Raw genomic sequence first — 26,077 nt, 5'->3', positions numbered from 1 at the left:
CGGTGCGGCACAGGGAGCCAAAGGAAAGCAGGCATGAAAAAAGCGCCCATGACCAGCATGGGCGCTTTTCGGACGGTGGGATCGGATCAGCGCTTCTTGCGGCGACGCATGATTGCCAGGGCCGCCAGGCCGGCCGGCAGCAGGGCCGCGCCCGCGGGCAGCGGAACCGGGGCGGGGGCGGGTTCGCCCGCAAAGTAAACCGAGGCGTGCGACAGGCCGCCGACGGACTTGCCCGGGCCTTCCGTCCACCAGGTACCACTGAGCACGGCCTTGGCGTCCAGCAGGAAGGCCGCGAAGGAATCGGACTGCTTCAGCGTGACCAGGACGCTCTGGTAGCCCAACGGGTTCAGGATCGACCAAGTGCTGGCGCCGAACTGGTCGAAGCCGCCATCCAGGTAATCGCTGCCGTCGTCGGTCTTGTCGGCCAGCTTCCAGCCGGTGACACCGCCCAGCACCAGACCGGACATGTCCTTTTCCTTGTCAGTGCCGGAATAGCAGGCCGACGCCACGACCGCGTCCGGGTTGCCTTGCGTCAGCGTATAGGTGACTTCCTGGTCGGACTTCTTGCCCGACTGCGTGCAGGTCGCCGCCTGGGCCGCACCGCATGTCAGCGCCAGAACCGACGCCGCGATAACCATCTTCATCGTTAAGTTCCTCTCAACTCAGGTCACATGCCCATGGACCCAATGCGTTCATAATCGGCGCCGACCCTTTGACAAACAGGGTTTTCAACTTTGCCAGGAAAATTGACCTTTTATACAGCCCCTTGGCCGGTTCTTACCTGTTCCAGCCGAAAAGCCAGGGACGTCCACTGGCACAAACGGGAATCACTCAGACAGGGAAAGGCATCGCTGCGGGGCAGCGATGCCTCTGCGGACCAGATGCCGATGAGCAGGATGTATCCGCCCCGACCGGGCGGATCGGCGTCAGTGCGAATACATGCTGATTTCCTTGCCGTCCTTGCCGGCGCGGGCGCGGCGGACGATCAGGTGGTTCAGCGCGCCGACATAGGCCTTGACCGAGGCCAGGATCGTGTCGGTGTCGGCGGCTTGGCCGTTCACGATGCGGCCCTCCTCCTCCATCCGAACGCTGACGGTGGCCTGGGCGTCGGTCCCTTCGGTCACGGCATGGACCTGGTACAGCTTCAGCGTGGCGTTGTGCGGGAAGATCTGCTTGACCGCGTTGAAGCAGGCATCGACCGGGCCGTCGCCGGTGGCGTGGACGGTCTTTTCCTGTCCGTCCACGATCATCGTCAGGTCCGCCGACTGCCCGTCGCTGCCGCAGACGACGCGCAGGTGCTTGACCTGCAGGTGATCGTCCCCGGTATTGGCGGATGCGTCCTGCACCAGCGCCACGATGTCGTCGTCGTAAACCTCTTTCTTGCGGTCCGCCAAGGCCTTGAAGCGGACAAAGATGTCCTTCAACTGGTTGTCGCCCACATCGTATCCCAGATCGGCCAGCTTGGCGCGCAACGCGGCGCGGCCCGAATGCTTGCCCATGGCGATGTTGGTTTCATTGAGCCCGATATCGGCCGGGCGCATGATCTCGAAGGTCTCGACGTTCTTCAGCACGCCGTCCTGGTGGATGCCGGATTCGTGCAGGAAGGCGTTCTTGCCGACGATGGCCTTGTTGAACTGGACCGGGAAGCCCGACACCTGCGCCACCCGGCGCGAGATGCCGATGATCTTCGTGGTGTCGATGCCGGTGTCGAAGGGCATAATGTCGTGGCGCACCTTCATGGCCATCACGACCTCTTCCAGCGCGGTGTTGCCCGCGCGCTCGCCCAGGCCGTTGATGGTGCATTCGATCTGGCGCGCGCCGGCTTCCACGGCGGCCAGGGCGTTGGCGGTGGCCATGCCCAGGTCGTTGTGGCAGTGGGTCGCGAAGACCACGTTCTCCGATCCCGGCACGCGCTCCAGCAACATGCGGATGAGGTCGGCCGATTCGCGCGGCGCGGTATAGCCCACGGTGTCGGGAATGTTGATCGTGGTGGCGCCCGCCTTGATGGCGATTTCCACGACCCGGCACAGGTAGTCGTGTTCGGTGCGCGTGGCGTCCATGGGCGACCATTGCACGTTGTCGCACAGGTTGCGGGCATGGGTCACCGTCTGCTCGATCCGTTCGGCCATCTGGTCCATGTCCAGGTTCGGGATCGCGCGGTGCAGCGGCGAGGTGCCGATGAAGGTGTGGATGCGCGGGCGGCGGGCGTGCTTCACGGCCTCCCAGCAGCGGTCGATGTCGGGCAATTGCGCGCGGGCCAGGCCGCAGATCACGGCGTTCTTCGCCTGCTTCGCGATGGCGCTGACGGCGGCGAAATCGCCTTCCGAGGCGATGGGGAAGCCCGCCTCGATGATGTCCACGCCCATCTCGTCCAGCATCTGGGCGATTTCCAGCTTTTCCTCGTGGGACATGGTGGCGCCGGGCGACTGTTCGCCGTCGCGGAGGGTGGTGTCGAAGATGACGACGCGGTTCTTGTCGGTCATGGGAGATGCTTTCTTACAGGTCTGTCGCGGAAGGATGACCGGGCACTTCCTGGCTGAGCGGCGGCCCGGAGACCCGCTCAGCGCAGCGTAAGAAGCAGCAGACCGCGGAGGTTCACGGCGAGCCGCGCGCCAAATGGCGCGGTCGGGGCGGCGGGAATGTCCAGCATCCGGGTCATGGCAGGGACTATGCCGGCGGGGACGGCATTTGAAAAGGGGGAACCGTGTTTCGTCCCAAAGTCTATTCCGGCCTGGGCGGATGACTGGTGCCTTCCAGGCCTTCGACCAGGTGCCGAAGCCGGGGCCGGTCATGACTGGGCAGGCTTTCCGCACCCCGCGCGCAGGCGATGCGCAATTGCGCCGCCGCAGCCTTGCGCGCGGCATGGGATCCGGTGCGGGTCAGCGCATCCAGGGCCTTGACCAGCCGGGTCAGCACGTCGATCTGGCCCGCCGCCTCGCGTCCAATCAGGTGGAAGGCGTCTTCATGGATGTCGTCGTCAAGCAACGGCGGGACGCGCAGCCGGGGATATTTCGCCTTGTGCAGTTCGGCCCTGTGCCAGCCCTCGCCCCACAGGGTCAGCAGCCGCGCCTGCCGGCCGATCACGTCGATGGCCGTGCCGGGGTCGTTGACGGCGGGGGACAGGGCGCGCAGGGCGACCTCGGTCAGGGTGATGATGCCGAAGCGGGGATCCTGGTCGAACGAGCGGGCGCTGGAGACCGTAAAGGCGCGGCGCACCCGGGCCGCCAGATCCTCACCCAGGGGTTCGCCCTGCACGACGGCCAGAGGAGTGCCGTGATACAGGAAGGCGCCCGGCAGGACCCGGATGTCCAGGTGGATGGACCGGTCCTCGCACAGGTCGGACAGGGCGGCGGTATCGATGAATTCGACATAGCCCACCTCGTCCGACAGGATCGCGGGCCCCGCCGGCGCGTCACCGGGCAGCGGGCGCCCGCCCAGGAAGGGCAGGTCCAGCCGCGCCTGCATGGACCGGCGGGTGGCGTCCTCCAGCCGGTCGATGGTGTCGCCGACCCTGCCCAGCTTGGTCAGTTGGTGGATCCAGCGCAGCAGCGCCAGCACGATCAGGATGATGACCAGAACCGTGGTCACGAACAGCAGAGCGCGCCCCTGCGGGCCATAGACGCTGACCCGCAGCGCCACGAGGCCCACGATGCTGAACAGGAAGGACCCGATGAAGGTCGCCAGCACCGACTGGATGAAGTCGTCCTCGGTCAGCAGGCGGGTGGCCCGCGGCGTGGCGTTCGAGGTGGCCGAGCCGTAAGCCGAGGTCAGCGCCGTCACCGAAAAGGTCGTGACCGCCAGCATGGACGAGGCGATGACGTTCAGCAGGCTGTCGATCGCCTCGGCGCTGATGTCGATGGGCAGGGGCCAGGGCAGATAGATGGCAAGCGTGGCGGCGATGGCCGCCAGCACGCCCAGCACTGCGTAAAGCGAGACGCGGATCCACAATGTCCGGCGCAGGCGCGACAGGATCCAGCGCAGGCGCGACATGGCTCAGGGCACCCACCGCACCCTGGTCAGGTCGTTGGCCTGCGTCGGCGCGTTTTCCCACAAGCCTTCGATGCGGGCATCGGCCACGCCGGTCTTGGCCAGCTGGAACAGGAAGGCGTTGACGTAATCGCCCGCGATCATTTCCTGCGCCTGCTTCAGCAGATCGCTGCGCTGCTGCGGCGTGACCGCTGCCTGCAGCTTGTCCATCAGCGCGATGAAATCCGGCCGGGCATAATGGAAATAGTAATCCGGCCGGGCATAGATATCGATGTCCACGGGCTCGGTATGGCTGATGACGGTCAGGTCGAAATCGCCGCCCTTGAAGACGGTCTCCAGCCATTGCGCCCATTCCATGTTGATGATCTGCGTCTGGATACCCACGGCGGCAAGCTGGGCCTGCACGATCTCGCCCCCGCGCCGGGCATAGGGGGTGGGCGGCAGGGCCAGGCGCAAGGTGATCGGGCCGGTGCCTGCCTCGGCCAGAAGCGCCCTGGCCTTGTCCGGGTCATGGTCCGACAGGCCGGTCAGATCGACATAGTCCGGGTGATGCGGCGCGAAATGGCTGCCGATGGGGGTGCCGTATCCGAACATCGCGCCGTCGATGATGTCCTGCCGGTTGATCGCATGGGCGATGGCCTGGCGGACCTTGATGTTGTCCAGCGGCGCGCGGGTGTTGTTCATCGCCAGGATCGTCTCGCCCTCGGTCGTGCCGACCATCACCTTGAAGCGGGGATCGGACTGGAACTGCGCCAGTGTCTCGGGGGCGGGGAAGTTCGGGAAGGCGTCCACGTCGCCCGCCATCACCGCCGCGAAGGCCGCCGAGGGGTCGGGGATGAACCGGAAGGTCGCCGTCCTCAGGGGGGGCTTCTCGCCCCAATAGCCGTCAAAGGCGGACAGCACGACCCGGTCGCCCTGCACCCATTGGTCGAAGCGGAACGGGCCGGTGCCGACGGGCCGGGTGGCAAGGCCGTCCGCGCTGGCCGGATCCAGCATCACCGCATCGCCCCAGGCCATCTTGAAGGGAAAGTTGCCGTCCGGCGCGGCCAGGGTCACGCGGACGGTCAGGGGACCCAGCGCCTCGACGGATTCGATTCCCTGGAACAGCACCTTCTGGGCATTGGTCGAATCGGGCGCCCGCGCACGGTCCAGCGTGAAGACCACGTCGCTGGCGTCGAACGCCGCGCCGTCGTGGAAGGTCACGCTGTCATGCAGGTGAAAGACATAGACCCGGCCGTCCTGTTCCACATCCCAACGCTCGGCCAGGGCGGGTTCGATGGTGCCGTTCGGGCCGAAGCGGGTCAGCCCCTCGAAGAGATTGGCATAGACGACCTCGTCCGTGGCGGCCGCCGCCCCGCCCGTGGGGTCGAGGTTCGGGGGCTCCAGCACCATGCCGACCGTGATGGCGTCCTGCGCGGCCGCGGGCATGGCCAGCAGGATCAGCGCGGCCAGGGATTTCAGGGCATGGATCATGGGCGTCCCCTTCAGGCGCGTTCCGGCATCAGTTGCTGCACGGGCCCGGCCAGCAGCAGCCACAGCGAGGTCACGACCAGCCCCCAGTTGGCCCAGCTGTCGGGGTGGAAATCGACCCAGGCCGCGCGCGCGCCGAAGACGCACCACAGCACCGCCAGGGGCAGCGAAATCGCGCGCCAGCGTTCGGTGCGCACCGGGTGGATGAACTTGATCGGCAGGAACATCGCCACCGTCAGCGCGACGATGATCAGCAGGATCACCGTCCAGTGCGGATCGGTCGCGAACAGGACCAGCACCACCATGTTCCAGCAGCCCGGAAATCCGGAAAAGGAGTTGTCCCTGGTCTTCATCCGCGTGTCCGCGAAATAGATCACGCTGCCATAGACGATCACGATGATCGCGAACCAGCCGGTCCAGCCCGACAAGAGCCCCGACTTGAACAGCGCATAGGCCGGGATGAAGACATAGGTCAGGTAGTCGATGATGAGGTCCATCAACACGCCGTCGTAATTCGGCCAGTTGATCTTGACGTCGTAGCGCCGCGCCAAGGGTCCATCGATGCCATCGACGACCAGGGCGACGACCAGCCACAGGAACATCAGGGACCATTTCCCCTCGACGGCGGCCAGCATGGCCAGCATGGACAGGACGGCACCTGTGGCGGTCAGAAGGTGGACGGATAGAGCTTTGTGACGGTTCTGCATGGAGGGGTTCTGGCAGCTTGGGGGAGATCACGCAACCGTGCAGCGACGATTAGCGCAGGATGGGCGGGCCCTTCGGACGCGAAGGTGCGGGCGGGGCCTCGGGGACGGACAGGTCGAAGCGCAACACGCCCGCGGGCGGGGCCGCATCGGTGAAGCTGATATCGACGCCGCCGGGCTGTTCGGGCAGGAAGGCCAGCGCCTCGGCCAGGGCCTTGGCGATGGCGGGCTGGTGCGCGGGATCGGCGCCCATGACCAGAACCACGTGGCCCTGGCCTGTTCCCGCAAGCGCCGCCCCCGCGATCAGCCCGCGCATGTCGCCCAGGCGTTCGGCCAGGGGCTGGGCCAGCGCCCCGACGGTTTCAGGGGCGGGCGGGGTCAGGCGCAGCCGGGCATCGGTCGCCTCGGGTGCGGCCGACAGTGCGCCGGTCAGCCAGTCCAGCATCGCGGCGTCCAGCAGCATCTCGGACGGGTGGCCCGGATTGACCAGGAGGCCCGCGCCTTCGGATTTCAGCAGCCCCGCCAGCACGCGCCCCGGCATCGCGGCATAGGCCACGGGGCCGGCGAAGAAACCCGCCAGCCGATCCTCGGCGTCGCAGGCCAGCGCCACGGGTCCGCCTTCCAGCGCGAAGATGCGCAGTTCGACCCGGTCGCCCGCAGGCTCGGCCACCAGGGCCACGGCCAGTTCGGTATCCGCCAGTCGCGACAGCATCCGCGCCCGCTGCGGGGCATCGGCATCGTGGAAGGGAACCGGGGCAAGATCGTCAAGCGCGGTCATGAAGGGGCCTCTTGCGGCGAAAACGGGCACGGCCCTGCCCTAGTTGCGCCAGGCCCGCCCGGCAAGCCCAAGCTGACGCAAGCGTGATTCCCCAAGGGCAACGGGCGCGCACATATAAAGTCCATGAACCGACGCGCCCTTCTGCTGACTGCCGGCCTTTCCCCTCTGCTTGCCGCGCCCGCCTTGGCGCAGGCGGCTCTGACCCCGATCCTGGACGACGCCGCACGGCTGGAAAACCTGCGCGCCGTCGCCGTCTGGTCCGATGGCAGGGAAATCGCCGCCCGCGGCTATCACGGCTTTACCCCGGACGATCCGACAAACATCAAGTCTGCATCCAAGTCGATCATCTCGGCCCTCGCCGGCATCGCCATCGCCAAGGGCGATCTGCAAGGCCCCGACCAGAAGGTCGCGCCGATCCTGCGCGACGACCTGCCCGCCGACCCGGACCCGCGGCTTGCCACGGTGACGCTTGGCAACCTGCTGTCGATGCAGGCGGGGCTGGAGCGGCAATCCGGCGCGAATTACGGGGCCTGGGTCAGCAGCCGCAACTGGGTCCGTGCCGCCCTGTCCGCGCCCTTCACCCAGGATCCGGGCGGGCGGATGCAGTATTCGACGGCCTCGACGCATCTGGTATCGGCCATCCTGACGCGGGTGACGGGCCGGTCCACGCTGGTTCTGGCGCGCGACTGGCTGGGCGCCGTTCCCGGCTTCAGGATCACCGGCTGGGAACGCGATCCCCAGGGCATCTACCTGGGCGGCAACCAGATGGCGATGAGCACGCGGTCCCTGCTGGCCTTTGGCGCGCTCTATGCCGACGAGGGGCGCGCGGGCGGGCAGCAGGTCGTGCCCGCCGACTGGATCAGGCAGAGCTGGCAGTCGCGAACATCGTCGATCTTCAGCGGGCAGGGTTATGGATATGGCTGGTTCATCGGCCAGGCCAGCGGGCGCGATGTCCGGTACGGCTGGGGCTATGGCGGGCAGATGATCTATGTCTTTCCGGCGACCCGCCGCCAGCCAGCCGTGGCCATCGCCATCACCTCGGACCCCGACCAGCCTTCGGCGCGGACGGGATACCGCAACGACCTGCACATGCTGGCGGACCGGATCGTGCAGATGCTGGCATAGGGTGCGCGCCTGCACGCACCCCAAAGCCCCGTCAGTCGATGAAGTCGCCCGCCTGGAAGTTGCCCAGGTTGCCCAGAAGCTGGCCGATCAGCGAGATTTCGGTCACGCTGCCCTCGGTCACGCGGCGCGACAGCACGACGACGCGGCCCCGCTCCAGCCCGAAGCGTTCGACATTGGTCACCACGCCACTGGGGGCAAAGGACACGGCCACGACCTCCCGGCTGATCTCGCGCGGCTCCAGCGCGCCGTAATGGCGCCAGCGCGAGCCCACGTAGTACCAGCCCGACCCGGTCAGCAGGCCCTGCGCCGAGGGGCGGCCGATCAGGCCCTGCAGCTCGTCCACGGTGGTCTGGCCGACGACAAGCTGCGACAAATCCTCGGACGCCGGGATGAAGCCGTGGTTGCGATAGACCGGTGCGCAGGAGGCAAGGCCAAGAACGGCCACGAAAGCCACAATCCACGCAGTCCTGATGGCTTTCATTCCGTCTTTCCTTCGCTCGGGCTGTTGACGCGGCCCGCCCCGCTTAGCAAACTCGGACACCGCGCTCAAGAATGACAATCCCGTCGCGGGTTTGCCGCCGATCACACCGGCGGCAAACCGCGCCGGCATCACCCCCCCGAGGCCCGCCATGACCAGCCCTTCTCCGCAACTGGAACGCCTTCGCGTTGCCCACCTGAACCCGCGCGTGCCGACACCCTTTTCCCTGACGCCCGATGCCGGCCGGTGCGCCGCCATTGCCGCCGAGCTTGGCATTTCGGCGCTCTCGAAGCTGAGCTTCACCGGCGAGATCCGGGCCGAGGGCGGCGATGCCTGGGCGCTGACCGGCCGGCTGCGCGCCCGCGTCACCCAGCCCTGCGTGCTGACCCTGAAGCCTGTCGCAACCACCCTGGACGAAGAAATCGAGCGCCACTATTCGCCCCACGTCGCCACGCCCGAGGGCGACGAGGTCGAGATGCCGGACGACACGCTGGAGCACCTGGGCCAGTTCATCGACCTGGCCGCCGTGATGATCGAGGAACTGGCCCTGGCCCTGCCGGAATACCCGCGCGCCGAGGGCGCATCGCTGGACGCCGCCCCTGACGAGCCCGCCCCCGACACCCGCCGCCCCTTCGAGGGGCTGGACAAGCTGCTGCGCAAGCGGGACGAGGGCTAGGGCGATTCTGGCAGGCGTGGTGCCCGCGCCACATCGGCGGGAATTCCCCAGCCGGGCTGTGCTTGACGCCGGCGGAAACTGCGTCCCCGGTGCAATTAGCCCTGCCTGCCCCGACGCAAGGGGTTGCGGGCAGGACCGTCATGGCGTATCTGCGCGGTTCATTTACGAATTCACACCCCAGGGTGCGCAAGACGCCTGCGCGTCGCACCCCGCCAAACCCGAGGTTGAGACATGGCTGTCCCTCAGAATCGCGTTACCCGGTCCCGCCGGAACATGCGCCGCGCCCACGATGCCCTGGTCGCCGGCAACCCGAACGAATGCTCGAACTGCGGCGAGCTGAAGCGTCCTCACCACGTCTGCCCGTCCTGCGGCCATTACGCCGACCGCGAAGTCGTCGCGCAGGCGAACGAGATCGACCTGGACGACGACGCGGCCTGATCGGGCTTGGCATCCGCGCCAGATGACCGACCGTGACGTGACCAATCCTGCAGCGCCCGCCCCCGGCCCCGGGGGCAGCGTGGTGATATCGGTCGATGCCATGGGCGGTGATCGCGGCCCTGCGGCGGTTGTCGCCGGCATGGCCGAAAGCGCGGCCAAGAACCCGGAAATCCGGTTCATCGTGCATGGCGACGAGGCAGAGCTTCGCCGCCTTGTCGGCCGTAAGAAGGCCCTTGCCGGGCGCTGCGACATCCGCCACGCCGGCGGCGTCGTCACCATGGACGACAAGCCCAGCCAGATCGTGCGCAAGGGCGACGGCACCTCGATGTGGTCGGCCCTCGAATCGGTCAAGTCGGGCGAGGCGGGCGCTGCCGTCAGTTGCGGCAATACCGGCGCTCTGATGGCGCTGTCGATGCTGCGCCTGCGCAAGCTGCCGGGCGTGAACCGCCCCGCGATCGCCTGCCTGTGGCCCTCGCTGAACCCGCAGGGCTTCAACATCATGCTGGACGTGGGCGCCGATATCCGCGCCGACGCCCATGACCTTCTGCAATATGCGCTGATGGGCGCCTCCTACGCCCGCAACGGCCTTGGCCTGGCGCAGCCCCGTGTCGGCCTGCTGAATGTCGGGACCGAGGAACACAAGGGCCGGGCCGAGCTGAAGCAGGCCCAGGACCTGATCATCGCCGCCGCCGATGCGGGCAGGTTCGACTATGTCGGCTTCGTCGAAGGCGGCGACCTGCCCTCGGCACGCGTGGATGTGATCGTCACCGACGGCTTCACCGGCAACATCGCCTTGAAGACCGGCGAGGGCACGGCCAAGTTGGTCGGCACCCTTCTGAAGGACGCTTTTGCGAATTCGATCATGTCCAAGTTTGCCGCCCTGCTGGCGATGACCTCCCTCAAGCGCCTGCAGACGCGCATCGACCCGCGCCGCGTAAATGGCGGCATTTTCCTGGGCCTGAACGGCACCGTTGTGAAATCCCACGGCTCGGCGGATGCGACGGGCGTGTCGGCGGCGATCAAGCTGGCCTTCACGCTGGCCAAGTCGGGCTTCCAGGACCGGCTGGCCGCGCGCGTGGCGCAGGCCGCCGTGGCAACCGCTTCTGGCGCCGAGGCCGCATCGTGACCCTGCGCTCCGTCATCCGTGGCACCGGCCACTACCTGCCCGAGCGTGTGGTCGAGAACAGCTGGTTCGAGGAACGGCTGGACACCAGCGACGAATGGATCCGCACCCGCACCGGGATCGAGCGGCGGCATTTCGCGGCCGAAGGCCAGGCGACCAGCGACATGGGCCTGCGGGCTGCGCGCGCGGCGCTGGACAAGGCCGGCCTCAAGCCCGACGACATCGACGGGATCGTGCTGGCGACCTCGACGCCGGACTTCACCTTCCCCGCCTCGGCCACGATGATCCAGCATGGCCTGGGGATGACGCATGGCTTCGCCTATGACGTTCAGGCCGTCTGCGCGGGCTTCGTCTTTGCGCTCGCCAATGCGGACGCGATGATTCGCGGCGGCATGGCCCGGCGCGTCCTTGTCATCGGGTCCGAAACCTTTTCGCGCATCATGGACTGGTCGGACCGTGGCACCTGCGTGCTGTTCGGAGATGGCGCGGGCGCCGTGGTGCTGGAAGGGCAGAACGGCGACGGGACGGCCGGCGACCGGGGAATCCTTGCCAGCGACCTCAACAGCGACGGGCAATATCGCGACCTGCTTTATGTCGATGGCGGCGTCGGGACCACCGGGACGGCGGGGCAGTTGCGGATGCAGGGAAACCTGGTCTTCCGCCACGCGGTCGAGAAGCTGGCCAAGACCGCGCATGTCGCGCTGGACAAGGCCGGGCTGACCCCTGCCCAGGTGGACTGGCTGGTCCCCCACCAGGCCAATGCGCGGATCATCACCGCCACCGCCCAGAAGATGGGCCTGCCGATGGACAAGGTGGTCCTGACGGTGGCCGATCACGGCAACACCTCGGCCGCATCCATTCCGCTGGCGCTGTCGGTCGCCGACAGCCAGGGCCGGTTCCGCGAAGGCGACGTGATCGTGACCGAGGCCATCGGCGGCGGCCTCAGCTGGGGTTCGGTCGTCCTGCGCTGGTAGGCCCTATTTCAGCTGCGAATCCTTGCTGCCGCGCCGGTTGATGCCCGCCACGGGTCGTTGGGCCTTGTCGCGGCCCGACTGGCAATCCACGCAGAGTTGCACGCCGGGAACGGCGCGGCGCCGTGCCTCGGGGATCGGCTCGTCGCAGTCGATGCAGGCGATGGCGCTTTCGACGCTCACTGGCTTCCGACCCGCGCGAAGCCGCGCGCGGGCCACGGCCTCGGCCGTGCTGATCTCGATCTGATCGTTGACCGCGTCGTCGCGGGCCCATCCTCCGGCCATCGCACTCTTCCTGCTGCAACAGGAAGATAGGATTTCACTCGGCTTTTGCAACGAATGGGCGATCTGGCCGCCCTTGGCGGAACGAAAGAACGCGCTTCTCGTTGACAGGCGGAAGAATTGCCACCAATCTGGTGAAATCAAAGGGGAAAAATCATGAGTGACAAGACGCTGACTCGGATGGATCTCGCAGAGGCCGTCTTTCGCGACGTCGGCCTGTCACGTCACGAATCCGCCCAGCTGGTCGAATCGGTTCTTGAGCATATCTCGAACGCGCTGGTGAAGGGCGAGCAGGTGAAGATATCCTCCTTTGGCACCTTCAGCCTGCGCGACAAGAACGAACGCATCGGCCGCAATCCCAAGACGGGCGAGGAAGTGCCGATCACCCCCCGCCGCGTGCTGTCCTTCCGCCCCTCGCATCTGATGAAGGAACGCGTGGCGGCCGGGAACAAGGGCTAGGGCGGTCCGGACTGAATGACAAAGGGCGCAGACGCATTCCGGTCGATTGGTGAGGTTGCAAGGCTGCTGGGCGTTGCTCCTCATGTGCTGCGCTATTGGGAAACGCAGTTTTCGCTGCTGAAGCCGATGAAGCGCCCAGATGGGCGGCGCTATTACCGGCCCGACGATGTGCGCCTGGCCGCAGGCCTTTGCACCGTCCTGCGCGACGAAGGGCTGACGATCCGTGGCGCCAAGAAGCTTCTGGCCCGTGACCGCGGGGCCTCCGTGCGCGAACGCGGACAGGCGCGACTGGCCGATCTTGTCGATGTGACCGCACCCCTGCCGGAAACCGACATCATCGAGGACGAGGACGAGGTCGAAGCGGCGCCCCTTCATGCGCCACGGTCGCGCCATCGCCGCCGGCGTTCGCCATTGGGCAAGACGCCGCTGACCGGATGGCTGGGCAATGTCGTGGCGCTGAACGCGCGTTTGCGCGACCTGCGCCCCGCGGATGCCGCCGCGCCCCGTCATCGGGCGGCGCTGGCGCAGCTGCGCGACGCCCTTGCGCGGATTTGCTGACATCTCCTGCAACAAGCACGCAGATTTCCGCATTGCGGCCCTTGTGCAGCGCTGCCGGATCGCTCTATACGGTGCGCGTCGGGCCGTGGCGCAGTCTGGTTAGCGCGTCCGTCTGGGGGGCGGAAGGCCGCGAGTTCGAATCTCGCCGGCCCGACCATTTCGAAAACGCCCATCCCTTTCCGGGGTGGGCGTTTTCGCATGAAAGGAACCTGCATGAATGGCGTTCTTCCCGACAGCGGCATCCGCGGGCTGATCCGGTCCGGCGTGATTGCGGCCGATACGGCGATCATTCCCGAACAGGTGCAGCCCGCATCGCTGGACCTGCGACTGGGCACCACCGCCTATCGCCTGCGCGCCAGCTTCCTGGCCGGGCGCGGGCAGCGGGTGATGGACCGCCTGGCCGATCTGCAGATGCACCAGATGGACCTGACCGGCGGCGCGGTGCTGGAACGCGGCTGCGTTTACCTGGTCCCCCTGATGGAGCGCGTGGCCCTGCCCGCCGGCATCACGGCGGTCGCCAATGCCAAATCCTCGACCGGACGGCTGGATCTGCTGACCCGGCTGGTGGCCGATGGCGGCACGGAATTCGACCGCCTGCCGGAAGGTTATGACGGCCCGCTTTATGCCGAAATCTGCCCGCGCAGCTTTTCAGTGCTGGTGCGCCCCGGGATGCGGCTGAACCAGCTTCGCCTGCGCCAGGGCCAGGCGGTGCTGTCGGACGGGGAACTGCGCGACCTGAATGCCCGCGAACCCCTGGTGGGCGGAGAGGCGCTAATCGACAACGGCCTGGGCTTTTCGGTCGATCTGAAACCCGCCGCCGGGGATCTGGTCGGCTATCGCGCCCGGCCGCACAGCGGCGTGATCGACCTGGACCGGATCGGCGCCTATGATGCGCGCGATTTCTGGGACGAACTGCACACGACCGACGGCAGCCTGATCCTGGATCCGGGCGCCTTCTACATTCTTGTCAGCCGCGAATCGGTGGCGATCCCAGCCGACTATGCGGCCGAGATGGCCCCCTATCTGGCCATGGTGGGCGAATTCCGCGTCCATTATGCGGGCTTCTTCGACCCCGGCTTCGGCATCGGAGAGGCCGGCACCGGCGCCCGCGGCGTTCTCGAGGTGCGCTGCCACGAGGCGCCATTCGTGCTGGAACACGGGCAGGTCGTGGGCCGGCTGGTCTATGAACGCATGGCCGCGCAGCCCGAGCGGCTGTATGGCGCGGGGATCAAGTCGAACTATCAGGGCCAGGGCCTGAAGCTCGCCAAGCAGTTCCGCTGAGGCGGTTCACGCTGGTCCAAATATCCCCGGGGGGTCCGGGGGGCGAAGCGCCCCCGGCCTTGGGGCTACAGCGGACCCGTCCGCCACAGCCGCACCTTCAGCCCGCCATGCGCAACGATCGGCCCGGATTCCACCGGCAACTGGGTGGCCTTGGCCAAGGCACCCTCGCTGGTCACGATCCCCACGCGCCAGCCTGCAAAACGCTCGCGGAACACCTGCCCCATGGCGGCGTGCAGCCCAAACAGCGGACCCTTGTTGCCGATCCGGGCGCCATAGGGCGGGTTCACGATGATGATGCCCGGCGGGCAGTCGGGGCGCTGCAGGTCGCCAATGGCCCGGCAGTCGAAGCGGGTCAGCGCCGCCACCCCTGACCGTTCGGCATTCTGCTGGCTCATGCGGATGGCGCCTGCGTCGCGGTCGCTGCCGAAGAACTGCGCGGGTGTCGCGGGCGGCGCGGCAAAGGCGCGCATGGCCTCCCATGCCGTCGCATCGAAGCTGGCAAGCTGCTGGAAGCCGAAGCTGCGGCTGCGGCCCGGGGCAAGGCCGGTGGCGATCTCGGCGGCCTCGATCACGAAGGTGCCCGATCCGCACATCGGATCCAACACCGGCTGGCTGCCATCGAAGCCCATCTCGCGCAGGAACATCGCGGCCATGGTTTCGCGCATCGGGGCCTTGGCGACCGCTTCCTTGTGGCCGCGCTTGTGGAGCGACTCGCCGGTCGTATCCAGGCTGATGGTGACGAGGTCATCCTCGATCCGCACCTTGACGACCAGGGCGGCGTCAGGCGCAAGGGGGGCGCCCAGTTCCTCGGCGATGGCGCGCTCGATGCGCTGCGTGGCCGCGCCCGCGTGATAGATGCGGCTGGCCTTGCAGGTGGTTTCCACCCGGACCGGCACGTCCCGCCGCAGGACCGTGGCCCAAGGGAACTTCCGCGCCCGCTTGTCCAGTTGCGCCAGATGCAGCGCGCGAAAGCTGCCCACGCGCGCCAGCACCCGCGTGGCGCCGCGCAGCCACAGGTTCGCGCGCCAGACATCGGGCCAGCCGCCGGTGATGGTCACGCCGCCCGGCTGCACCGCCGGCTGCCAGCCCAGGGCGGCAGCCTCGGCGGCCAGCGGCGTTTCCAGCCCTGGCGTTGCCACCAGAAAGATCTCGAATCGGTCATCCATCGCGCAGCCCTAGCCCGGCCGCGCGCCAAAGGCGAGAGCGTCAGCGCCCGATGCGGCGGGTCAGCCGGGCAGCCTGGCGGGCGCGCTTGACCGCCGTGCGCATGTCCCTGGCCTGCTTGGCCGAGACCTTCGCGGGCTTGCCCCCGGATTTCGCCACCCGGTCGATGCTCTTGTTGATGCCCCAGTTCAGGGCGCGGCGGGTGACCATGCGGGTCAGCATGTTGATGATCTGGTTCAGGCTCATGCGGTCAGTCGTCCTCGAACAAATCCTCCGGGGGAGGGGTCGCAGCGATATCGTCATCCTCGTCGCGCAGGGCAAGAGGGACGCGCAAGCCTTCGACAGGCGGGCGCGATTCCAGCAGCCCCGCCGCGCGCAGTTCGGCAAGCCCCGGCAGGTCGCGCGCCGATTCCAGGCCGAAATGGTCCAGGAAGGTTTCGGTCACCACGAATGTCGCGGGGCGGCCGGGGGTCATCCGGCGGCGGCCGATGCGCACCCACTCCATCTCGATCAGCTGGTCCAGCGTGCCGCGACTGACCGCCACGCCGCGGATTTCCTCGATCTCGGCCCGGGTGACGGGCTGGTGATAGGCAATGATCGCCAGCGTCTCGATGGCCGCGCGCGACAAGCGGCGCTGTTCCACCGTTTCGGTCTGCAGCAGGAAGGACAGATCAGGCGCCGTGCGGAAGGCATAACCGTCGCCGATCCGCTCCAGCACCACGCCGCGCCCGGCATAGGCCCGGCGCAGCCCCGCCAGGGCCTCGGCCGGGTCGCAGCCGGCAGGCAGGCGCTCGGCCAAGTCGCGCACCGTCACGGGCCGGCTCGATGCGAACAGGATCGCCTCGACCATGCGTTCCTGCTCCGCCAGGGACGGCAGGGCATCGGAATGGGGTGCGGGATCGGTCACGGCTGCTCGGTCTCGGGTTTGCGGCGAAAGCTGATGGGCGCGAAGGCACCCGGCTGCCGTATCTCGATCCTGCCCTGGCGCGCAAGTTCCAGCGTTGCGGCAAAGGTCGCCGCCGTGGCCGAGCGGCGGCGCGTGCCCTTGGCGCCCCAGCCCTCGGGCAGGAAATCGGCGAGATCGGTCCAGTCGCCGACATATCCGATCATGCCGCGCAGCCGGTCAAGCGCCTGTTCCATGGTGAACACGTCCTGCCGGTCGAAGGCATAAGGGCGGAATTCGCTGCGCGTCTTCAGCCGGGCATAGGCACGCATCAGGTCGATCAGCCCCGCCTGCCATTCCGTCCGCCGCTTTCTGGCCACGGCTTCCGGCGTGCCGCGTGGAAACCGGCTGATCCCCAGCCGGTCGCGCCCCATCAGTTGCGCCGCCGCCTGCCGCATCGCCTGCAAGCGTTCCAGCTGAAAGGCCAGGTGGGCGGCCATGTCCTCGGCCGAGGGGCCCTCGGCCTCGGGGTCGGGAGGCAGCAGGAGGCGGGATTTCAAAAAGGCCAGCCAGGCGGCCATGACCAGGTAGTCGGCGGCCAGCTCGATCCGCAGCGCGCGGGCCTGCTCCACGAATGCCAGGTACTGCTCGGCCAGATGCAGGACCGAGATCCGCATCAGGTCCACCTTCTGCGTCCGCGCCAGCGTCAGCAGCAGATCCAACGGGCCTTCATATCCCTCGACATCGACGATCAGGGCTTCTTCCGCGCGGCGCTGCGCGACGGGGTCGGGCTTCGCATCGGGCACCGACGTGTCGGGAACGGGGCGCAAATAGGGAATGTCTGCCGGTGTCACGGGGCCTCGGGCTGTCGCAAGGCAGGCAGGGTCTGCCGAAGCCGGGGCCGTGTCAAGCCGTGCGGGTCAGACCGCGCCATTCGGCCATCAGCGCGGCGGGGTCCAGGTCCTGCGGCGGCTGGCGCCGTGCCAGGGCGGCCTCGGCGCGGCGCTGCGCACCTGGCGACATGGTCCCCGCTGCGGCCACCACCGGCTCCATGCTGGCGATGGTGCCGTTGCAATGCAGCACCAGATCGCAGCCCGCCGCGATCGAGGCGCGCGCGCGTTCGGCCTCGGTCCCCGACAGCGCCTTCATGGTGATGTCGTCGGTCATCAGCAGCCCGTCAAAGCCAATCCGGTCGCGGATCACGCCGATCATCCGCGGGGATGCCGTGGCAGGAGATTCATCTAGGGCGGTGAAGCGGATGTGCGCGGTCATGCCCATCGGCAGGTCGTTCAACGCGCGGAACGGGGCAAAATCGATGGCGTCCAGCTCGGCTTCGGGCGCGGCAACGGCGGGCAGGTCGTGGTGGCTGTCGGCCACGGCGCGGCCATGGCCCGGCATGTGCTTCATCACCGGCAACACGCCCGCGGCCAGCATCCCGTCGGCAGCCGCCCGGCCGAGCGTGGCAACCGCATCGGGATCCGATCCCAGGCAGCGGCTGCGCAGAAAGGGATGCGTGTCGGCATGCGCCACATCCAGGGTGGGCGCGCAGTTGCTGTCGATGCCAACCGCGCGCAGTTCCCGCCCGATCAGGTGATAGCGCAGCCACATGGCGCGCGGCCCGGCGGGCGCCTGGTCCAGCGGTTCGGGCCAGTCGGTCCAGTGCGGAGCGCGCAGGCGCTGCACCCGGCCACCTTCCTGATCGACGGTGATGACCGCGTCGCGGCCCAAGGCTTCGCGCAGGTCGCCGGTCAGGCGGCGCAGCTGGTTGGGGCTTTCGACATTGCGGCCGAACAGGATAAAGCCCCAAGGGTCGGCGGCGCGGAAGAAGTCCCGCTCTGCCGCGGTCAGTTCGGCCCCGGCAATGCCGCCCAGGATCGTGGCATTGGCGGCCATCAGTTCAGGGCAAGGCAGTCCGTGCCGGCCGATTTCAGCGCGGCGCAGAACTGGCGTGCTTCGGACAGCGAATCAAAGCCCGCGACGCGCAGGCGCCAGAAGGTGCGGCCGTTCGACTTGTGCTGCTGGATCACCTGCTGCTTGCCGCCGAAGACGACATGTTTGTTCATCAGCCGGTTCCACTCCCTGGCCGCGATGCTATCGCTGTCAAAGGCGCCAAGCTGCACCTGCGGGCCGCTGGCCGAGGAGACCGGCGCGGGCGCGGCTTCGGGACGCGTTTCGGGCGCTTCGGCAGGGCGCGCCTCGGGTGCCACGGGGCGGGCATCGGTCGCGGTGGTCCCGGCCGAGGCGACGCGCGTGCTGCGCGGACGCGGCGCGGGCCGGGTCGAGGCGGTCAGCACGCCTGGATTGGCCTCGGCCTGCGCTTGGACCAGGGCCTCGGTGATGGCGGCGCCTTGGGCGGGGGCGCCGTTTTCATCGGTCAGCGCCTCGTTCACCGGGCCCTCGCTGGCCGGGGCGTCGCTGATCGCGGCGTCCTGGACCGCGCTGTCGGCCATGGCCAGGCGCTGCGCCTCGGCTGCGGCCTGGGCTTCGGCAAGGGCGCGGGCCTCGCTGTCGGACAGCGGCACGATGGGCTCGCCCGCAAAGCTCAGCGGAACCTCGGAGGTGGTGGCGGGCTCGCGGGCGGTGGCGCCCAGCTGGCCCATGGCGACGTCCTCGTCCGAGAGGCCCACGGGGGCCGGGGCGATGGCGACCTGCTGGGCGGGCTGATGCTCGACCCCCTCGGCCACGTTGTTGACGGCATAGCCGGTATAGTTGGTCAGCTCTCCGCCGGGTTCGGTCGGCGCGGTGCGGGCGTCGCCCACGATGGCGCGGATCACCGGAACGCCCGACACGTCGCGCGACACCAGCTGCCAGCCCCAGACCATCAGCCCGACCATCAGCGCCACCGAGGCGACCGCGCCCAGGTAATGCGTCAGCCGCGCGAAGCGGGTCGTCAGGCTGTCGCCCCCCTGCCCGTCCGGCCCGAACTGTGCCCGGTCCTCCTGCTGGTCGTCCCAGCCGGCCCCGTCATACGAGAATTCGCGCTTCACCTTGTGACGCGAGAACACATAGCCGCCTTCGCGGAAATCCATCACTGCCATAGCCTGCCTGCCTGCCGGTTGATCCGGCTTGAACTTGACTGCCCGTTCCAACCGGCGGGGGCGCCTTGTGACTTCAGCGCATTTCCTTGACCGGTGTGACCCCAAGGATAGCAAGACCACTTGAAATAACAACGCCAACTGCACGCACCAGCGCGATTTTCGCTTGCGACGTGTCCGGATCGCCATCCTGCACGAAACGCAGGGAGGTATCGTCATTGCCGCGATTCCACAGCGAATGCAGGTCCGACGCGATTTCATACAGGAAAAACGCGATCCGGTGCGGCTCATGGGCGCGGGCGGCATGTTCGACAAGCCTCGGCCATTCGGCAACTTTCCGCGCGAGATCCAGTTCCGCCGGATGGGCCAGACGGGTCAGATCCGCACCCGCCAAGGCCGAATCACCCACATCGATGCCCGAATCAGTTGCGCGGCGCAGCACCGAATGAACCCGCGCGCTGGCATACTGGACATACCAGACCGGGTTGTCCTTGGACTGCTCCAGCACCTTGGCGAAATCGAAATCCAGCGCCGCGTCGTTCTTGCGCGTCAACATGATGAAGCGAGTCACGTCCGCGCCCGCTTCCTCGACCACGTCGCGCAGGGTGACGAATGTGCCCGCGCGCTTGGACATCTTGAAGGGCTCGCCGTTCTTGAAAAGCTTCACCAGCTGGATCAGCTTGATGTCCAGCGGCACCCGCCCGTTCGACAGCGCCGCGACAGCCGCGTTCATCCGCTTGACATAGCCGCCGTGGTCGGCGCCGAAGACATCGATCAGCTGGTCGAAGCCCCGGTCGATCTTCGACCAGTGATAGGCGATGTCGGGGGCGAAATAGGTCCAGGCGCCGTCCGATTTCTGGATCGGCCGGTCCACGTCGTCGCCATGCGCGGTGGACCGGAACAGAAGTTGCTCGCGCTCTTCCCAATCCTCGGGCAGCTTGCCCTTCGGCGGTTCCAGCACGCCGCGATAGATCAGGTCCATCGACCGAAGACGCTCGATGGCGGCCTCGATCTGGCCGGTGCCGTACAGCGCCTTTTCGCTGGAATAGACATCCATGCGGACGCCAAGGGCCGCCAGATCCTCGCGGATCATCGCCATCATCGCGTCGGTGGCGAAATCGCGCACCTCGGCCAGCCAGTCGGATTCGGGCCTTTCCAGCAGGGTCGTGCCGTATTTCGCCTTCAGCGCCTCGCCCACCGGGATCAGGTAATCGCCGGGATAAAGCCCTTCGCGGATCTCGGGCTCCAGCCCGTTCGCCTCGCGGTACCGCTCGTAGGCGGACCGGGCCAGCACATCGACCTGTGCTCCGCCGTCGTTGATATAGTATTCGCGCGTCACCTCATGGCCCGAGAACGCCAGCAGGTTCGCCAGCGCATCGCCGAAGACCGCGCCGCGCACATGGCCCACATGCATCGGGCCGGTGGGATTGGCGCTGACGAATTCCACGTTGACCCTTTGGCCCGCGCCCATGGCGGATCGCCCGAAATCCGCGCCCTCGCGAAGGGCGGTTCCGACAACGCCCTGCCAGACGGCGGGGGACAGGCGCAGGTTCAGGAAGCCCGGCCCCGCGACCTCGGCCGCACTGACGCGCGGATCGGTCAGGCGGGCGGCCAGCCTGTCCGCGATCTCGCGCGGCTTCATGCCGGCGGGCTTGGCCAGCACCATCGCGGCATTGGTGGCCATGTCGCCATGGGCGGGATCGCGCGGGGGTTCCACGGCCACATTGGCGAAATCCAGGCCCTGCGGCAGTTCGCCCGCCTGCACCATCTGGTCCAGCGCGGCCAGAACGACGCCGCGCAGATCGGTAAAGAGGTTCATTATCGCTTTCCTGTGTGTCGCGTGCCGGTTACCTTCTGGGGTGGTGTCTGGTCAACCGAAAGCCCCCGAATGGCCCTGAAACGGGTCTTTTACGCGAGGTTTCCGGGTGAAAACATTGACGTGGCCGTCCGCTTGGTCTAAGTCGCTGCATGGCCCGCATCCGGCGGGCCGGCTGAAGGGGCGTGCGAGTCTTGCGTCCCATTGCAGGCCGCACCAGCCATCCGGGCAACGCGGCAATGGAACGCATCGCGCCGGACATGTGCGCGCAAGTCTTGGAAAGCCCCTGAATGACGAAATTTTCCGATCTGAAGCTTGACCCCAATGTGCTGAAGGCCATCGCCGAGGCGGGATACGAGGTGCCGACGCCGATCCAGGCCGGCGCCATCCCGCCCGCGCTGGAAGGCCGCGACGTGCTGGGCATCGCGCAGACCGGCACCGGCAAGACCGCCAGCTTCACGCTGCCGATGATCACGCTGCTGGGCCGTGGCCGGGCGCGTGCCCGGATGCCCCGGTCTCTGGTCCTGTGCCCGACCCGCGAACTGGCCGCCCAGGTGGCCGAGAACTTCGACACCTATGCCAAGCACACCCGCCTGACCAAGGCGCTGCTGATCGGCGGCGTGTCCTTCGGCGAGCAGGACAAGCTGATCGACCGCGGCGTGGACGTGCTGATCGCAACCCCGGGCCGCCTGCTGGACCATTTCGAACGCGGAAAGCTTCTGCTGACCGGCGTGCAGATCATGGTCGTGGACGAGGCTGACCGGATGCTCGACATGGGCTTCATCCCGGATATCGAGCGGATCTTCCAGCTGACCCCCTTCACCCGCCAGACGCTGTTCTTCAGCGCCACCATGGCGCCCGAGATCGAGCGGATCACCGACACCTTCCTGCACGCCCCCGAACGGATCGAGGTCGCGCGCCAGGCCACCGCCAGCGAGACGATCACCCAGAAGCTGGTCGAACTGACGCCCTCGCGCCGGGATCTGGCCGCCAAGCAGAAGCGCGACCTGTTGCGCGCCCTGATCGATGCCGAGGGCGAGAAGCTGTCGAACGCCATCATCTTCTGCAACCGCAAGACCGACGTGGACATCGTCGCCAAGTCGCTGGCCAAGCACGGCTATGACGCGGCCCCGATCCACGGCGACCTGGACCAGAGCCACCGCACCCGCACGCTGGACAGCTTCCGCGACGGCAAGCTGAAGCTCTTGGTCGCATCCGACGTGGCGGCGCGGGGTCTGGACATTCCGGCGGTCAGCCATGTGTTCAACTTCGACCTGCCTTCGCATGCCGAGGATTACGTCCACCGCATCGGCCGCACCGGCCGCGCCGGACGCCTGGGCAGCGCCTTCAGCATCGCCACCCCTGCGGATGATAAGTATTTGTCGGCTATCGAGAACCTGGTGAAACAGACCCTGCCCCGCGCCCCCCTGCCCGAGGACTTTACCCTGACGGAAACCGACCGCAACGCCGGTCGCGACGATCGCCGCAATGGTCGCGACAAGAACAAGGGACGCGACAAGGAGCGCCGCGAAACGCGGGCGGACCGCGCAACCGAAGCCGTTCGCGAGGAGCCGCGCCGCGAGGTTCAGCGGGAAGATCGCCGCGACGACCGGCGGGACGACCGCCGCGACCAGTCGCGCGACCGCCGGGGACGTCGCGACGACCATCGCGGTCCTGCCGTGGTCGGCATGGGCGATCACGTCCCGGAATTCATGCTGGTCGAACTGCGCCCGGCCCTGACCGCCATTGCCGCCGATAGCCGGGAACGCGCCGACAAGCCGGTCGAGGCCGTCGAGCCCGCGCCCGCGCAGGCCCCCGCCGACAAGCCGCGCCGCAGCCGCAACCGCCGCAAGAAATCCGAAACCCGGACCGACGTCGCGGCCCCCGCCGAGGCGCCTGTCACGGAGGTTGCCGAAGCGGTGACCAAGGCGCCTGAGGCCGAAGCCGTTCCTGCCGAAGCCCCGGCCCCCTCGGCGGTCCCGGTTGAAGCGGCCCCGGCCGAGGCCGCAGCGCCTGAGGCAGCCCCGGTCGAGGCCGTGGCTGAACCCGTGGCCGAGGCGCCCGCCACGGAAGCCCCCGCCGAGCCGGTGGCCGAGGAGGCTCCGAAGCCCAAGCGCACCCGCCGCAAGAAGGCCGAGGTCGAGGCTGCGGAAACCCCGTCCGAGCCTGCCGAGAAACCCAAGCGGACCCGGCGCAAGAAGGCCGAGGAACCCGCCGAGGCCGTGGCCGAGGAAGCCCCCAAGCCCAAGCGCACCCGCCGCAAGAAGGCTGACGAGGCGTCCGTCGCCGAGCCCCAGCCGAACGCCGACGCGGACGCCTGATCACCGGCCGATGCGCGCCCTGACGGGACGACTGCCGCTGCGGCAGCTTGGGGCCGACCTGGCGCTTGGCCTGGTTGCGGCCCTTGGCCTGCCGCCCTTCGGCCTCTGGATTGCCACGCCCTTGGCACTGGCTCTGCTGATCCACCGTGCCGCCCGGGCAAGCGGGGCCTTCTGGCCCCTGCTGGCGGGCGGCCTTGGCTGGTTCGGCCTGTCGATGCACTGGATCGTCGAGCCCTTCCTGGTCGAGCCCGAGATCCATGGCTGGATGGCCCCCTTTGCGCTGGTCCTGATGGCGCTTGGCGGGGCGCTGTTCTGGGCCATACCGGCAGGACTGGCGGCGCGCTTCGCGACCGGCGCCCCCCGCCGCGCGCTGGCCATTGCCTCCGCCCTGGTCCTCTCGGACTGGCTGCGGGGCTGGATCTTCACTGGCCTGCCCTGGTCGCTGACCGGACATGTCTGGATCGACACCCCTGTCGCGCAGACCGCAGCCTGGACGGGTGCGATCGGACTGAGCCTGATGACGCTGGTCCTGGCCGTCCTTCCCTCGCTGCTGCGCCTGGTGCCCGCCGTTGTTCTTGCGCTGGCGCTGACCGGCGGGCTCTGGCTCGCCGGGACGAACCGCCTGTCGCAGCCTTTGCCGCCTGACACGCAGACCGCTGTCCGCATCGTCCAGCCCAATGCCCAGCAGCACCTGAAATGGGATCCCGAATGGGCCGCGATCTTCTTCCAGCGCCTGCTGGATCTGTCAGCGGCTCCCGGTCGCCGTGACCTGGTGATCTGGCCGGAAACCGCCGTGAACTTCCTGCTGGAAGATGCAGGCCCGGTGCTGCCCGCCATGGCGCAGGCGGCAGGCGCGCCCCTGGTCATGGGCATCCAGCGCCGGGATGGCAGCCGCTATTACAACAGCCTCGTCACGCTGAACCCTGACGCGACGGTTGGCGAGGTCTACGACAAGTTCCACCTTGTCCCCTTCGGGGAATATATTCCCTGGGGAGATGCGCTGGCACGGATCGGCATCACCGCCTTCGCGGCCCAGCAGGGCAATGGCTATTCCGCAGGCCCCGGCCCCGCCTTCATGTCAGCGCCGGGTGCGCCCGCCTTCCAGCCGCTGATCTGCTACGAGGCGATCTTCCCGCAACATCTGCGCGGCCTCGGCCGCCGCCCGGAATGGCTGCTGCAGGCCACGAACGACGCCTGGTTCGGGCAGTTTTCCGGCCCCTACCAGCACCTGGCCCAAGCCCGGCTGCGCGCCATCGAATCCGGCCTGCCGCTGATCCGCGCGGCAAACACCGGCATCAGCGCGGTGATCGACCCGCATGGCCGCATCCGTCAGTCGCTGGGTCTGGGCGTCGAAGGAAAGATCGACGCCGCCCTGCCCAAGGCCTTGGCCGAAACGCCTTGGATGAAGTGGGGCAACACGCCTGTTGTCCTGCTGACGCTGCTGGCCCTTGCCGCGGCCCTCATCCGCCGCAAGCGCGGCTGACGGGCTTCTTCTTCATCCAAATATCCGCGGGGGAGTCCGAAGGACGGGGGCGGCAGCCCCCTGCCCGGCATCAGTCCTTGAAGAACCGGCTGTCCTTGACCTGGTCCCAGGCCCAGACCACCTCGGCCAGCCGGTCCTCGTCCGACCGGTCCCCGCCGTTCATGTCGGGATGCAGATCCTTGACCAGCGACTTGTACTGCTTGCGGATCTCGGCGCGGGTCCAGGTATCCTTGGCTTCCAGGATGTCCAGGGCCTTGCGCTCGGTCGGCGGCAGCTTGCGGCTGATCTTGGCGCGGGCCTCGGGCGCGGTGCCGTTGGCGCCCAGGATCTCAAGAGGGTCGCTGATGCCATGGCGGGCCCATTTCCCCTCCTGCGCGGCCCGGCCGAAAGGCTTGGTCGGGCGCTCCCAGACGGTTGCATTGTCGATGAACTGCTGGAATTCTTCCTCGGACTGGCCCTGGAAATAGTTCCAGTTCGCGTTGTATTCGCGGACATGGTCCTTGCAGAACCAGAAGTAGTCATCGAGATTGCGCGGGTTCTTCGGCGCGCGATACTGCCCGGGCTCGTTGCAGCCCTGCTTGTCGCAGATGCGGGTCGAGGTTTCAAAGGCGCCGGACATGCCGCGACGGCCCTTGGTCTTGCGTTTCTTGTCCTTCGCGGCCGAGATATCGAAGCCGAACGGATCGTTACTGCTCATCCTGGGGCACCTTTGCGACTCGGAGGCGGCAGTTTAAGGCTTTCGCCGCGACATGAAAGGTCTTGACGAGGAAAACCGATGGGAGAAACCGGATGATTGCGGATGAAATGCGCCAGCGGCTGGCCGCGCTGAACCCCACGCGGATCGAGGTGATCGACGAAAGCGAAGCCCATCGCGGCCATGCAGGATACCGGGACGGCGGGCAGACCCATTTCCGCATCCGCCTGGCCAGCCCTGCCTTTGCGGGTCTTGGCCGCGTCCAGCGGCACCGGCTGGTTCACCAGACCCTGGGCGATATCGTTCCGCGCATCCATGCGCTGGCGCTGGAGTTGTCCGAGGCGTGATCCG

Annotated in this window: 26 protein-coding genes, 1 tRNA gene and 1 pseudogene; 12 read left to right on the top strand and 16 right to left on the bottom strand. The window is 67.8% G+C overall.

The genetic code is table 11. The features are described from left to right. Nucleotides 1–86: 86 nt before the first annotated feature. From OU682_RS01140 to OU682_RS01115, 6 genes are all read right to left on the bottom strand, one after another. Nucleotides 87–644: a VPLPA-CTERM sorting domain-containing protein gene (locus OU682_RS01140; protein ID WP_268940220.1), complete on the bottom strand. Its 558-nt coding sequence runs from the start codon at nt 642–644 to the stop codon at nt 87–89. Between the two features lie 282 nt (nt 645–926). Next, entirely contained in the window at nt 927–2,483 is a 1,557-nt protein-coding gene (locus tag OU682_RS01135) for a 2-isopropylmalate synthase (protein ID WP_268940219.1), read from the bottom strand. Between the two features lie 238 nt (nt 2,484–2,721). Next, complete coding sequence (locus tag OU682_RS01130) at nt 2,722–3,990, bottom strand: DUF2254 domain-containing protein (protein WP_268940218.1); 1,269 nt, start codon at nt 3,988–3,990, stop codon at nt 2,722–2,724. A gap of 3 nt (nt 3,991–3,993) precedes the next feature. Next, a complete protein-coding gene (locus OU682_RS01125) occupies nt 3,994–5,460 on the bottom strand; it encodes an ABC transporter substrate-binding protein (RefSeq protein WP_268940217.1) in 1,467 nt (488 codons plus the stop codon). Nucleotides 5,461–5,471: 11 nt separating this feature from the next. Beyond that, the gene (locus OU682_RS01120; protein ID WP_268940216.1) at nt 5,472–6,164 is read right to left on the bottom strand and encodes a CDP-alcohol phosphatidyltransferase family protein; all 693 of its coding nucleotides are present in this window, start codon (nt 6,162–6,164) and stop codon (nt 5,472–5,474) included. A gap of 49 nt (nt 6,165–6,213) precedes the next feature. Then, a complete protein-coding gene (locus tag OU682_RS01115) occupies nt 6,214–6,939 on the bottom strand; it encodes an SseB family protein (RefSeq protein WP_268940215.1) in 726 nt (241 codons plus the stop codon). Nucleotides 6,940–7,062: 123 nt separating this feature from the next. On the opposite strand from OU682_RS01115, the gene OU682_RS01110 reads away from it, so the two are divergent. Then, nucleotides 7,063–8,064, top strand: a complete 1,002-nt coding sequence (locus OU682_RS01110) for a serine hydrolase domain-containing protein (protein WP_268940214.1) — start codon at nt 7,063–7,065, stop codon at nt 8,062–8,064. A 31-nt stretch (nt 8,065–8,095) separates the two neighbouring features. On the opposite strand, the gene OU682_RS01105 is transcribed toward OU682_RS01110, so the two are convergent. Further along, nucleotides 8,096–8,545 carry an outer membrane protein assembly factor BamE gene (locus tag OU682_RS01105; protein ID WP_268940213.1) on the bottom strand — a complete coding sequence of 150 codons (450 nt, stop codon included), beginning with the start codon at nt 8,543–8,545 and terminating at the stop codon, nt 8,096–8,098. 148 nt (nt 8,546–8,693) lie between these two features. Here OU682_RS01105 and OU682_RS01100 point away from each other — a divergent pair, with 148 nt between their 5' ends. The 4 genes from OU682_RS01100 (at nt 8,694) to OU682_RS01085 (ending at nt 11,753) form a co-directional block, all read left to right on the top strand. Further along, on the top strand, nt 8,694–9,218 hold the full coding sequence (locus OU682_RS01100) for a YceD family protein (RefSeq protein ID WP_268940212.1): 525 nt from the start codon (nt 8,694–8,696) through the stop codon (nt 9,216–9,218). A gap of 231 nt (nt 9,219–9,449) precedes the next feature. After that, nucleotides 9,450–9,656: a 50S ribosomal protein L32 gene (rpmF, locus tag OU682_RS01095; protein WP_167623051.1), complete on the top strand. Its 207-nt coding sequence runs from the start codon at nt 9,450–9,452 to the stop codon at nt 9,654–9,656. 22 nt (nt 9,657–9,678) lie between these two features. Then, a complete protein-coding gene (gene plsX, locus OU682_RS01090) occupies nt 9,679–10,782 on the top strand; it encodes a phosphate acyltransferase PlsX (protein ID WP_268940211.1) in 1,104 nt (367 codons plus the stop codon). Further along, on the top strand, nt 10,779–11,753 hold the full coding sequence (locus tag OU682_RS01085) for a beta-ketoacyl-ACP synthase III (protein ID WP_268940210.1): 975 nt from the start codon (nt 10,779–10,781) through the stop codon (nt 11,751–11,753). Before plsX ends, OU682_RS01085 begins: the two co-directional genes overlap by 4 nt. A gap of 3 nt (nt 11,754–11,756) precedes the next feature. Here OU682_RS01085 and OU682_RS01080 read toward each other — a convergent pair whose 3' ends face one another. After that, nucleotides 11,757–12,035 (bottom strand): DksA/TraR family C4-type zinc finger protein, encoded by a 279-nt coding sequence (locus OU682_RS01080; protein ID WP_268940209.1) that lies wholly within the window; start codon nt 12,033–12,035, stop codon nt 11,757–11,759. Between the two features lie 153 nt (nt 12,036–12,188). Between OU682_RS01080 and ihfA the strand changes: the two genes are divergently transcribed. The 4 genes from ihfA (at nt 12,189) to OU682_RS01060 (ending at nt 14,330) form a co-directional block, all read left to right on the top strand. Continuing rightward, the gene (gene ihfA / locus OU682_RS01075) at nt 12,189–12,491 is read left to right on the top strand and encodes an integration host factor subunit alpha (RefSeq protein ID WP_268940208.1); all 303 of its coding nucleotides are present in this window, start codon (nt 12,189–12,191) and stop codon (nt 12,489–12,491) included. Between the two features lie 15 nt (nt 12,492–12,506). Next, nucleotides 12,507–13,049 carry a MerR family transcriptional regulator gene (locus tag OU682_RS01070; protein ID WP_268940207.1) on the top strand — a complete coding sequence of 181 codons (543 nt, stop codon included), beginning with the start codon at nt 12,507–12,509 and terminating at the stop codon, nt 13,047–13,049. 79 nt (nt 13,050–13,128) lie between these two features. Next, nucleotides 13,129–13,206 (top strand) — tRNA-Pro (locus tag OU682_RS01065). Nucleotides 13,207–13,262: 56 nt separating this feature from the next. Next, entirely contained in the window at nt 13,263–14,330 is a 1,068-nt protein-coding gene (locus OU682_RS01060; RefSeq protein WP_268940206.1) for a 2'-deoxycytidine 5'-triphosphate deaminase, read from the top strand. 65 nt (nt 14,331–14,395) lie between these two features. On the opposite strand, the gene OU682_RS01055 is transcribed toward OU682_RS01060, so the two are convergent. From OU682_RS01055 to argS, 7 genes are all read right to left on the bottom strand, one after another. Then, on the bottom strand, nt 14,396–15,496 hold the full coding sequence (locus OU682_RS01055) for a THUMP domain-containing class I SAM-dependent RNA methyltransferase (protein ID WP_268940205.1): 1,101 nt from the start codon (nt 15,494–15,496) through the stop codon (nt 14,396–14,398). 40 nt (nt 15,497–15,536) lie between these two features. Then, complete coding sequence (locus OU682_RS01050; protein ID WP_268940204.1) at nt 15,537–15,740, bottom strand: hypothetical protein; 204 nt, start codon at nt 15,738–15,740, stop codon at nt 15,537–15,539. Between the two features lie 4 nt (nt 15,741–15,744). Further along, the gene (scpB, locus tag OU682_RS01045) at nt 15,745–16,344 is read right to left on the bottom strand and encodes an SMC-Scp complex subunit ScpB (RefSeq protein ID WP_268940381.1); all 600 of its coding nucleotides are present in this window, start codon (nt 16,342–16,344) and stop codon (nt 15,745–15,747) included. Between the two features lie 53 nt (nt 16,345–16,397). Then, complete coding sequence (locus OU682_RS01040; protein WP_268940380.1) at nt 16,398–17,183, bottom strand: segregation and condensation protein A; 786 nt, start codon at nt 17,181–17,183, stop codon at nt 16,398–16,400. Nucleotides 17,184–17,283: 100 nt separating this feature from the next. Further along, nucleotides 17,284–18,270, bottom strand: a complete 987-nt coding sequence (gene nagZ / locus OU682_RS01035) for a beta-N-acetylhexosaminidase (protein ID WP_268940203.1) — start codon at nt 18,268–18,270, stop codon at nt 17,284–17,286. Beyond that, complete coding sequence (locus tag OU682_RS01030; RefSeq protein ID WP_268940202.1) at nt 18,270–19,415, bottom strand: SPOR domain-containing protein; 1,146 nt, start codon at nt 19,413–19,415, stop codon at nt 18,270–18,272. The genes nagZ and OU682_RS01030 overlap by 1 nt, the downstream gene beginning before the upstream one ends. Before the next feature lie 73 nt (nt 19,416–19,488). Continuing rightward, the gene (argS, locus tag OU682_RS01025) at nt 19,489–21,231 is read right to left on the bottom strand and encodes an arginine--tRNA ligase (protein WP_268940201.1); all 1,743 of its coding nucleotides are present in this window, start codon (nt 21,229–21,231) and stop codon (nt 19,489–19,491) included. Between the two features lie 287 nt (nt 21,232–21,518). Here argS and OU682_RS01020 point away from each other — a divergent pair. After that, a pseudogene (locus OU682_RS01020) lies at nt 21,519–22,973 on the top strand (DEAD/DEAH box helicase); the annotation flags it as partial. A gap of 586 nt (nt 22,974–23,559) precedes the next feature. Then, the gene (gene lnt / locus OU682_RS01015) at nt 23,560–25,032 is read left to right on the top strand and encodes an apolipoprotein N-acyltransferase (protein WP_268940200.1); all 1,473 of its coding nucleotides are present in this window, start codon (nt 23,560–23,562) and stop codon (nt 25,030–25,032) included. 70 nt (nt 25,033–25,102) lie between these two features. On the opposite strand, the gene OU682_RS01010 is transcribed toward lnt, so the two are convergent. Further along, nucleotides 25,103–25,729, bottom strand: coding sequence for a J domain-containing protein (locus tag OU682_RS01010; RefSeq protein ID WP_268940199.1), 627 nt, complete (start codon nt 25,727–25,729; stop codon nt 25,103–25,105). Nucleotides 25,730–25,821: 92 nt separating this feature from the next. On the opposite strand from OU682_RS01010, the gene OU682_RS01005 reads away from it, so the two are divergent. After that, nucleotides 25,822–26,073 (top strand): BolA family protein, encoded by a 252-nt coding sequence (locus OU682_RS01005; protein WP_268940198.1) that lies wholly within the window; start codon nt 25,822–25,824, stop codon nt 26,071–26,073. Nucleotides 26,074–26,077 lie beyond the last annotated feature (4 nt).

Origin of the sequence: Paracoccus benzoatiresistens (assembly GCF_026913015.1) — a bacterium.
Lineage (GTDB): Bacteria > Pseudomonadota > Alphaproteobacteria > Rhodobacterales > Rhodobacteraceae > Paracoccus > Paracoccus benzoatiresistens.
This window is presented reverse-complemented; position numbering and strand designations above follow the sequence as displayed.

Excerpts from the sequence above, each read along its gene's own strand:
- OU682_RS01125 (WP_268940217.1), bottom strand. The coding sequence starts at position 5,460 with ATGATCCATGCCCTGAAATCCCTGGCCGCGCTGATCCTGCTGGCCATG.
- ihfA (WP_268940208.1), top strand. The coding sequence starts at position 12,189 with ATGAGTGACAAGACGCTGACTCGGATGGATCTCGCAGAGGCCGTCTTT.
- OU682_RS01105 (WP_268940213.1), bottom strand. The coding sequence starts at position 8,545 with ATGAAAGCCATCAGGACTGCGTGGATTGTGGCTTTCGTGGCCGTTCTT.
- OU682_RS01010 (WP_268940199.1), bottom strand. The coding sequence starts at position 25,729 with ATGAGCAGTAACGATCCGTTCGGCTTCGATATCTCGGCCGCGAAGGAC.
- OU682_RS01030 (WP_268940202.1), bottom strand. The coding sequence starts at position 19,415 with ATGGCAGTGATGGATTTCCGCGAAGGCGGCTATGTGTTCTCGCGTCAC.
- OU682_RS01060 (WP_268940206.1), top strand. The coding sequence starts at position 13,263 with ATGAATGGCGTTCTTCCCGACAGCGGCATCCGCGGGCTGATCCGGTCC.
- OU682_RS01120 (WP_268940216.1), bottom strand. The coding sequence starts at position 6,164 with ATGCAGAACCGTCACAAAGCTCTATCCGTCCACCTTCTGACCGCCACA.
- OU682_RS01005 (WP_268940198.1), top strand. The coding sequence starts at position 25,822 with ATGATTGCGGATGAAATGCGCCAGCGGCTGGCCGCGCTGAACCCCACG.
- nagZ (WP_268940203.1), bottom strand. The coding sequence starts at position 18,270 with ATGGCCGCCAATGCCACGATCCTGGGCGGCATTGCCGGGGCCGAACTG.
- OU682_RS01130 (WP_268940218.1), bottom strand. The coding sequence starts at position 3,990 with ATGTCGCGCCTGCGCTGGATCCTGTCGCGCCTGCGCCGGACATTGTGG.
- rpmF (WP_167623051.1), top strand. The coding sequence starts at position 9,450 with ATGGCTGTCCCTCAGAATCGCGTTACCCGGTCCCGCCGGAACATGCGC.
- plsX (WP_268940211.1), top strand. The coding sequence starts at position 9,679 with ATGACCGACCGTGACGTGACCAATCCTGCAGCGCCCGCCCCCGGCCCC.
- OU682_RS01080 (WP_268940209.1), bottom strand. The coding sequence starts at position 12,035 with ATGGCCGGAGGATGGGCCCGCGACGACGCGGTCAACGATCAGATCGAG.
- OU682_RS01055 (WP_268940205.1), bottom strand. The coding sequence starts at position 15,496 with ATGGATGACCGATTCGAGATCTTTCTGGTGGCAACGCCAGGGCTGGAA.
- OU682_RS01135 (WP_268940219.1), bottom strand. The coding sequence starts at position 2,483 with ATGACCGACAAGAACCGCGTCGTCATCTTCGACACCACCCTCCGCGAC.
- lnt (WP_268940200.1), top strand. The coding sequence starts at position 23,560 with ATGCGCGCCCTGACGGGACGACTGCCGCTGCGGCAGCTTGGGGCCGAC.
- scpB (WP_268940381.1), bottom strand. The coding sequence starts at position 16,344 with ATGGTCGAGGCGATCCTGTTCGCATCGAGCCGGCCCGTGACGGTGCGC.
- OU682_RS01115 (WP_268940215.1), bottom strand. The coding sequence starts at position 6,939 with ATGACCGCGCTTGACGATCTTGCCCCGGTTCCCTTCCACGATGCCGAT.
- OU682_RS01070 (WP_268940207.1), top strand. The coding sequence starts at position 12,507 with ATGACAAAGGGCGCAGACGCATTCCGGTCGATTGGTGAGGTTGCAAGG.
- OU682_RS01140 (WP_268940220.1), bottom strand. The coding sequence starts at position 644 with ATGAAGATGGTTATCGCGGCGTCGGTTCTGGCGCTGACATGCGGTGCG.
- OU682_RS01050 (WP_268940204.1), bottom strand. The coding sequence starts at position 15,740 with ATGAGCCTGAACCAGATCATCAACATGCTGACCCGCATGGTCACCCGC.
- argS (WP_268940201.1), bottom strand. The coding sequence starts at position 21,231 with ATGAACCTCTTTACCGATCTGCGCGGCGTCGTTCTGGCCGCGCTGGAC.
- OU682_RS01100 (WP_268940212.1), top strand. The coding sequence starts at position 8,694 with ATGACCAGCCCTTCTCCGCAACTGGAACGCCTTCGCGTTGCCCACCTG.
- OU682_RS01110 (WP_268940214.1), top strand. The coding sequence starts at position 7,063 with ATGAACCGACGCGCCCTTCTGCTGACTGCCGGCCTTTCCCCTCTGCTT.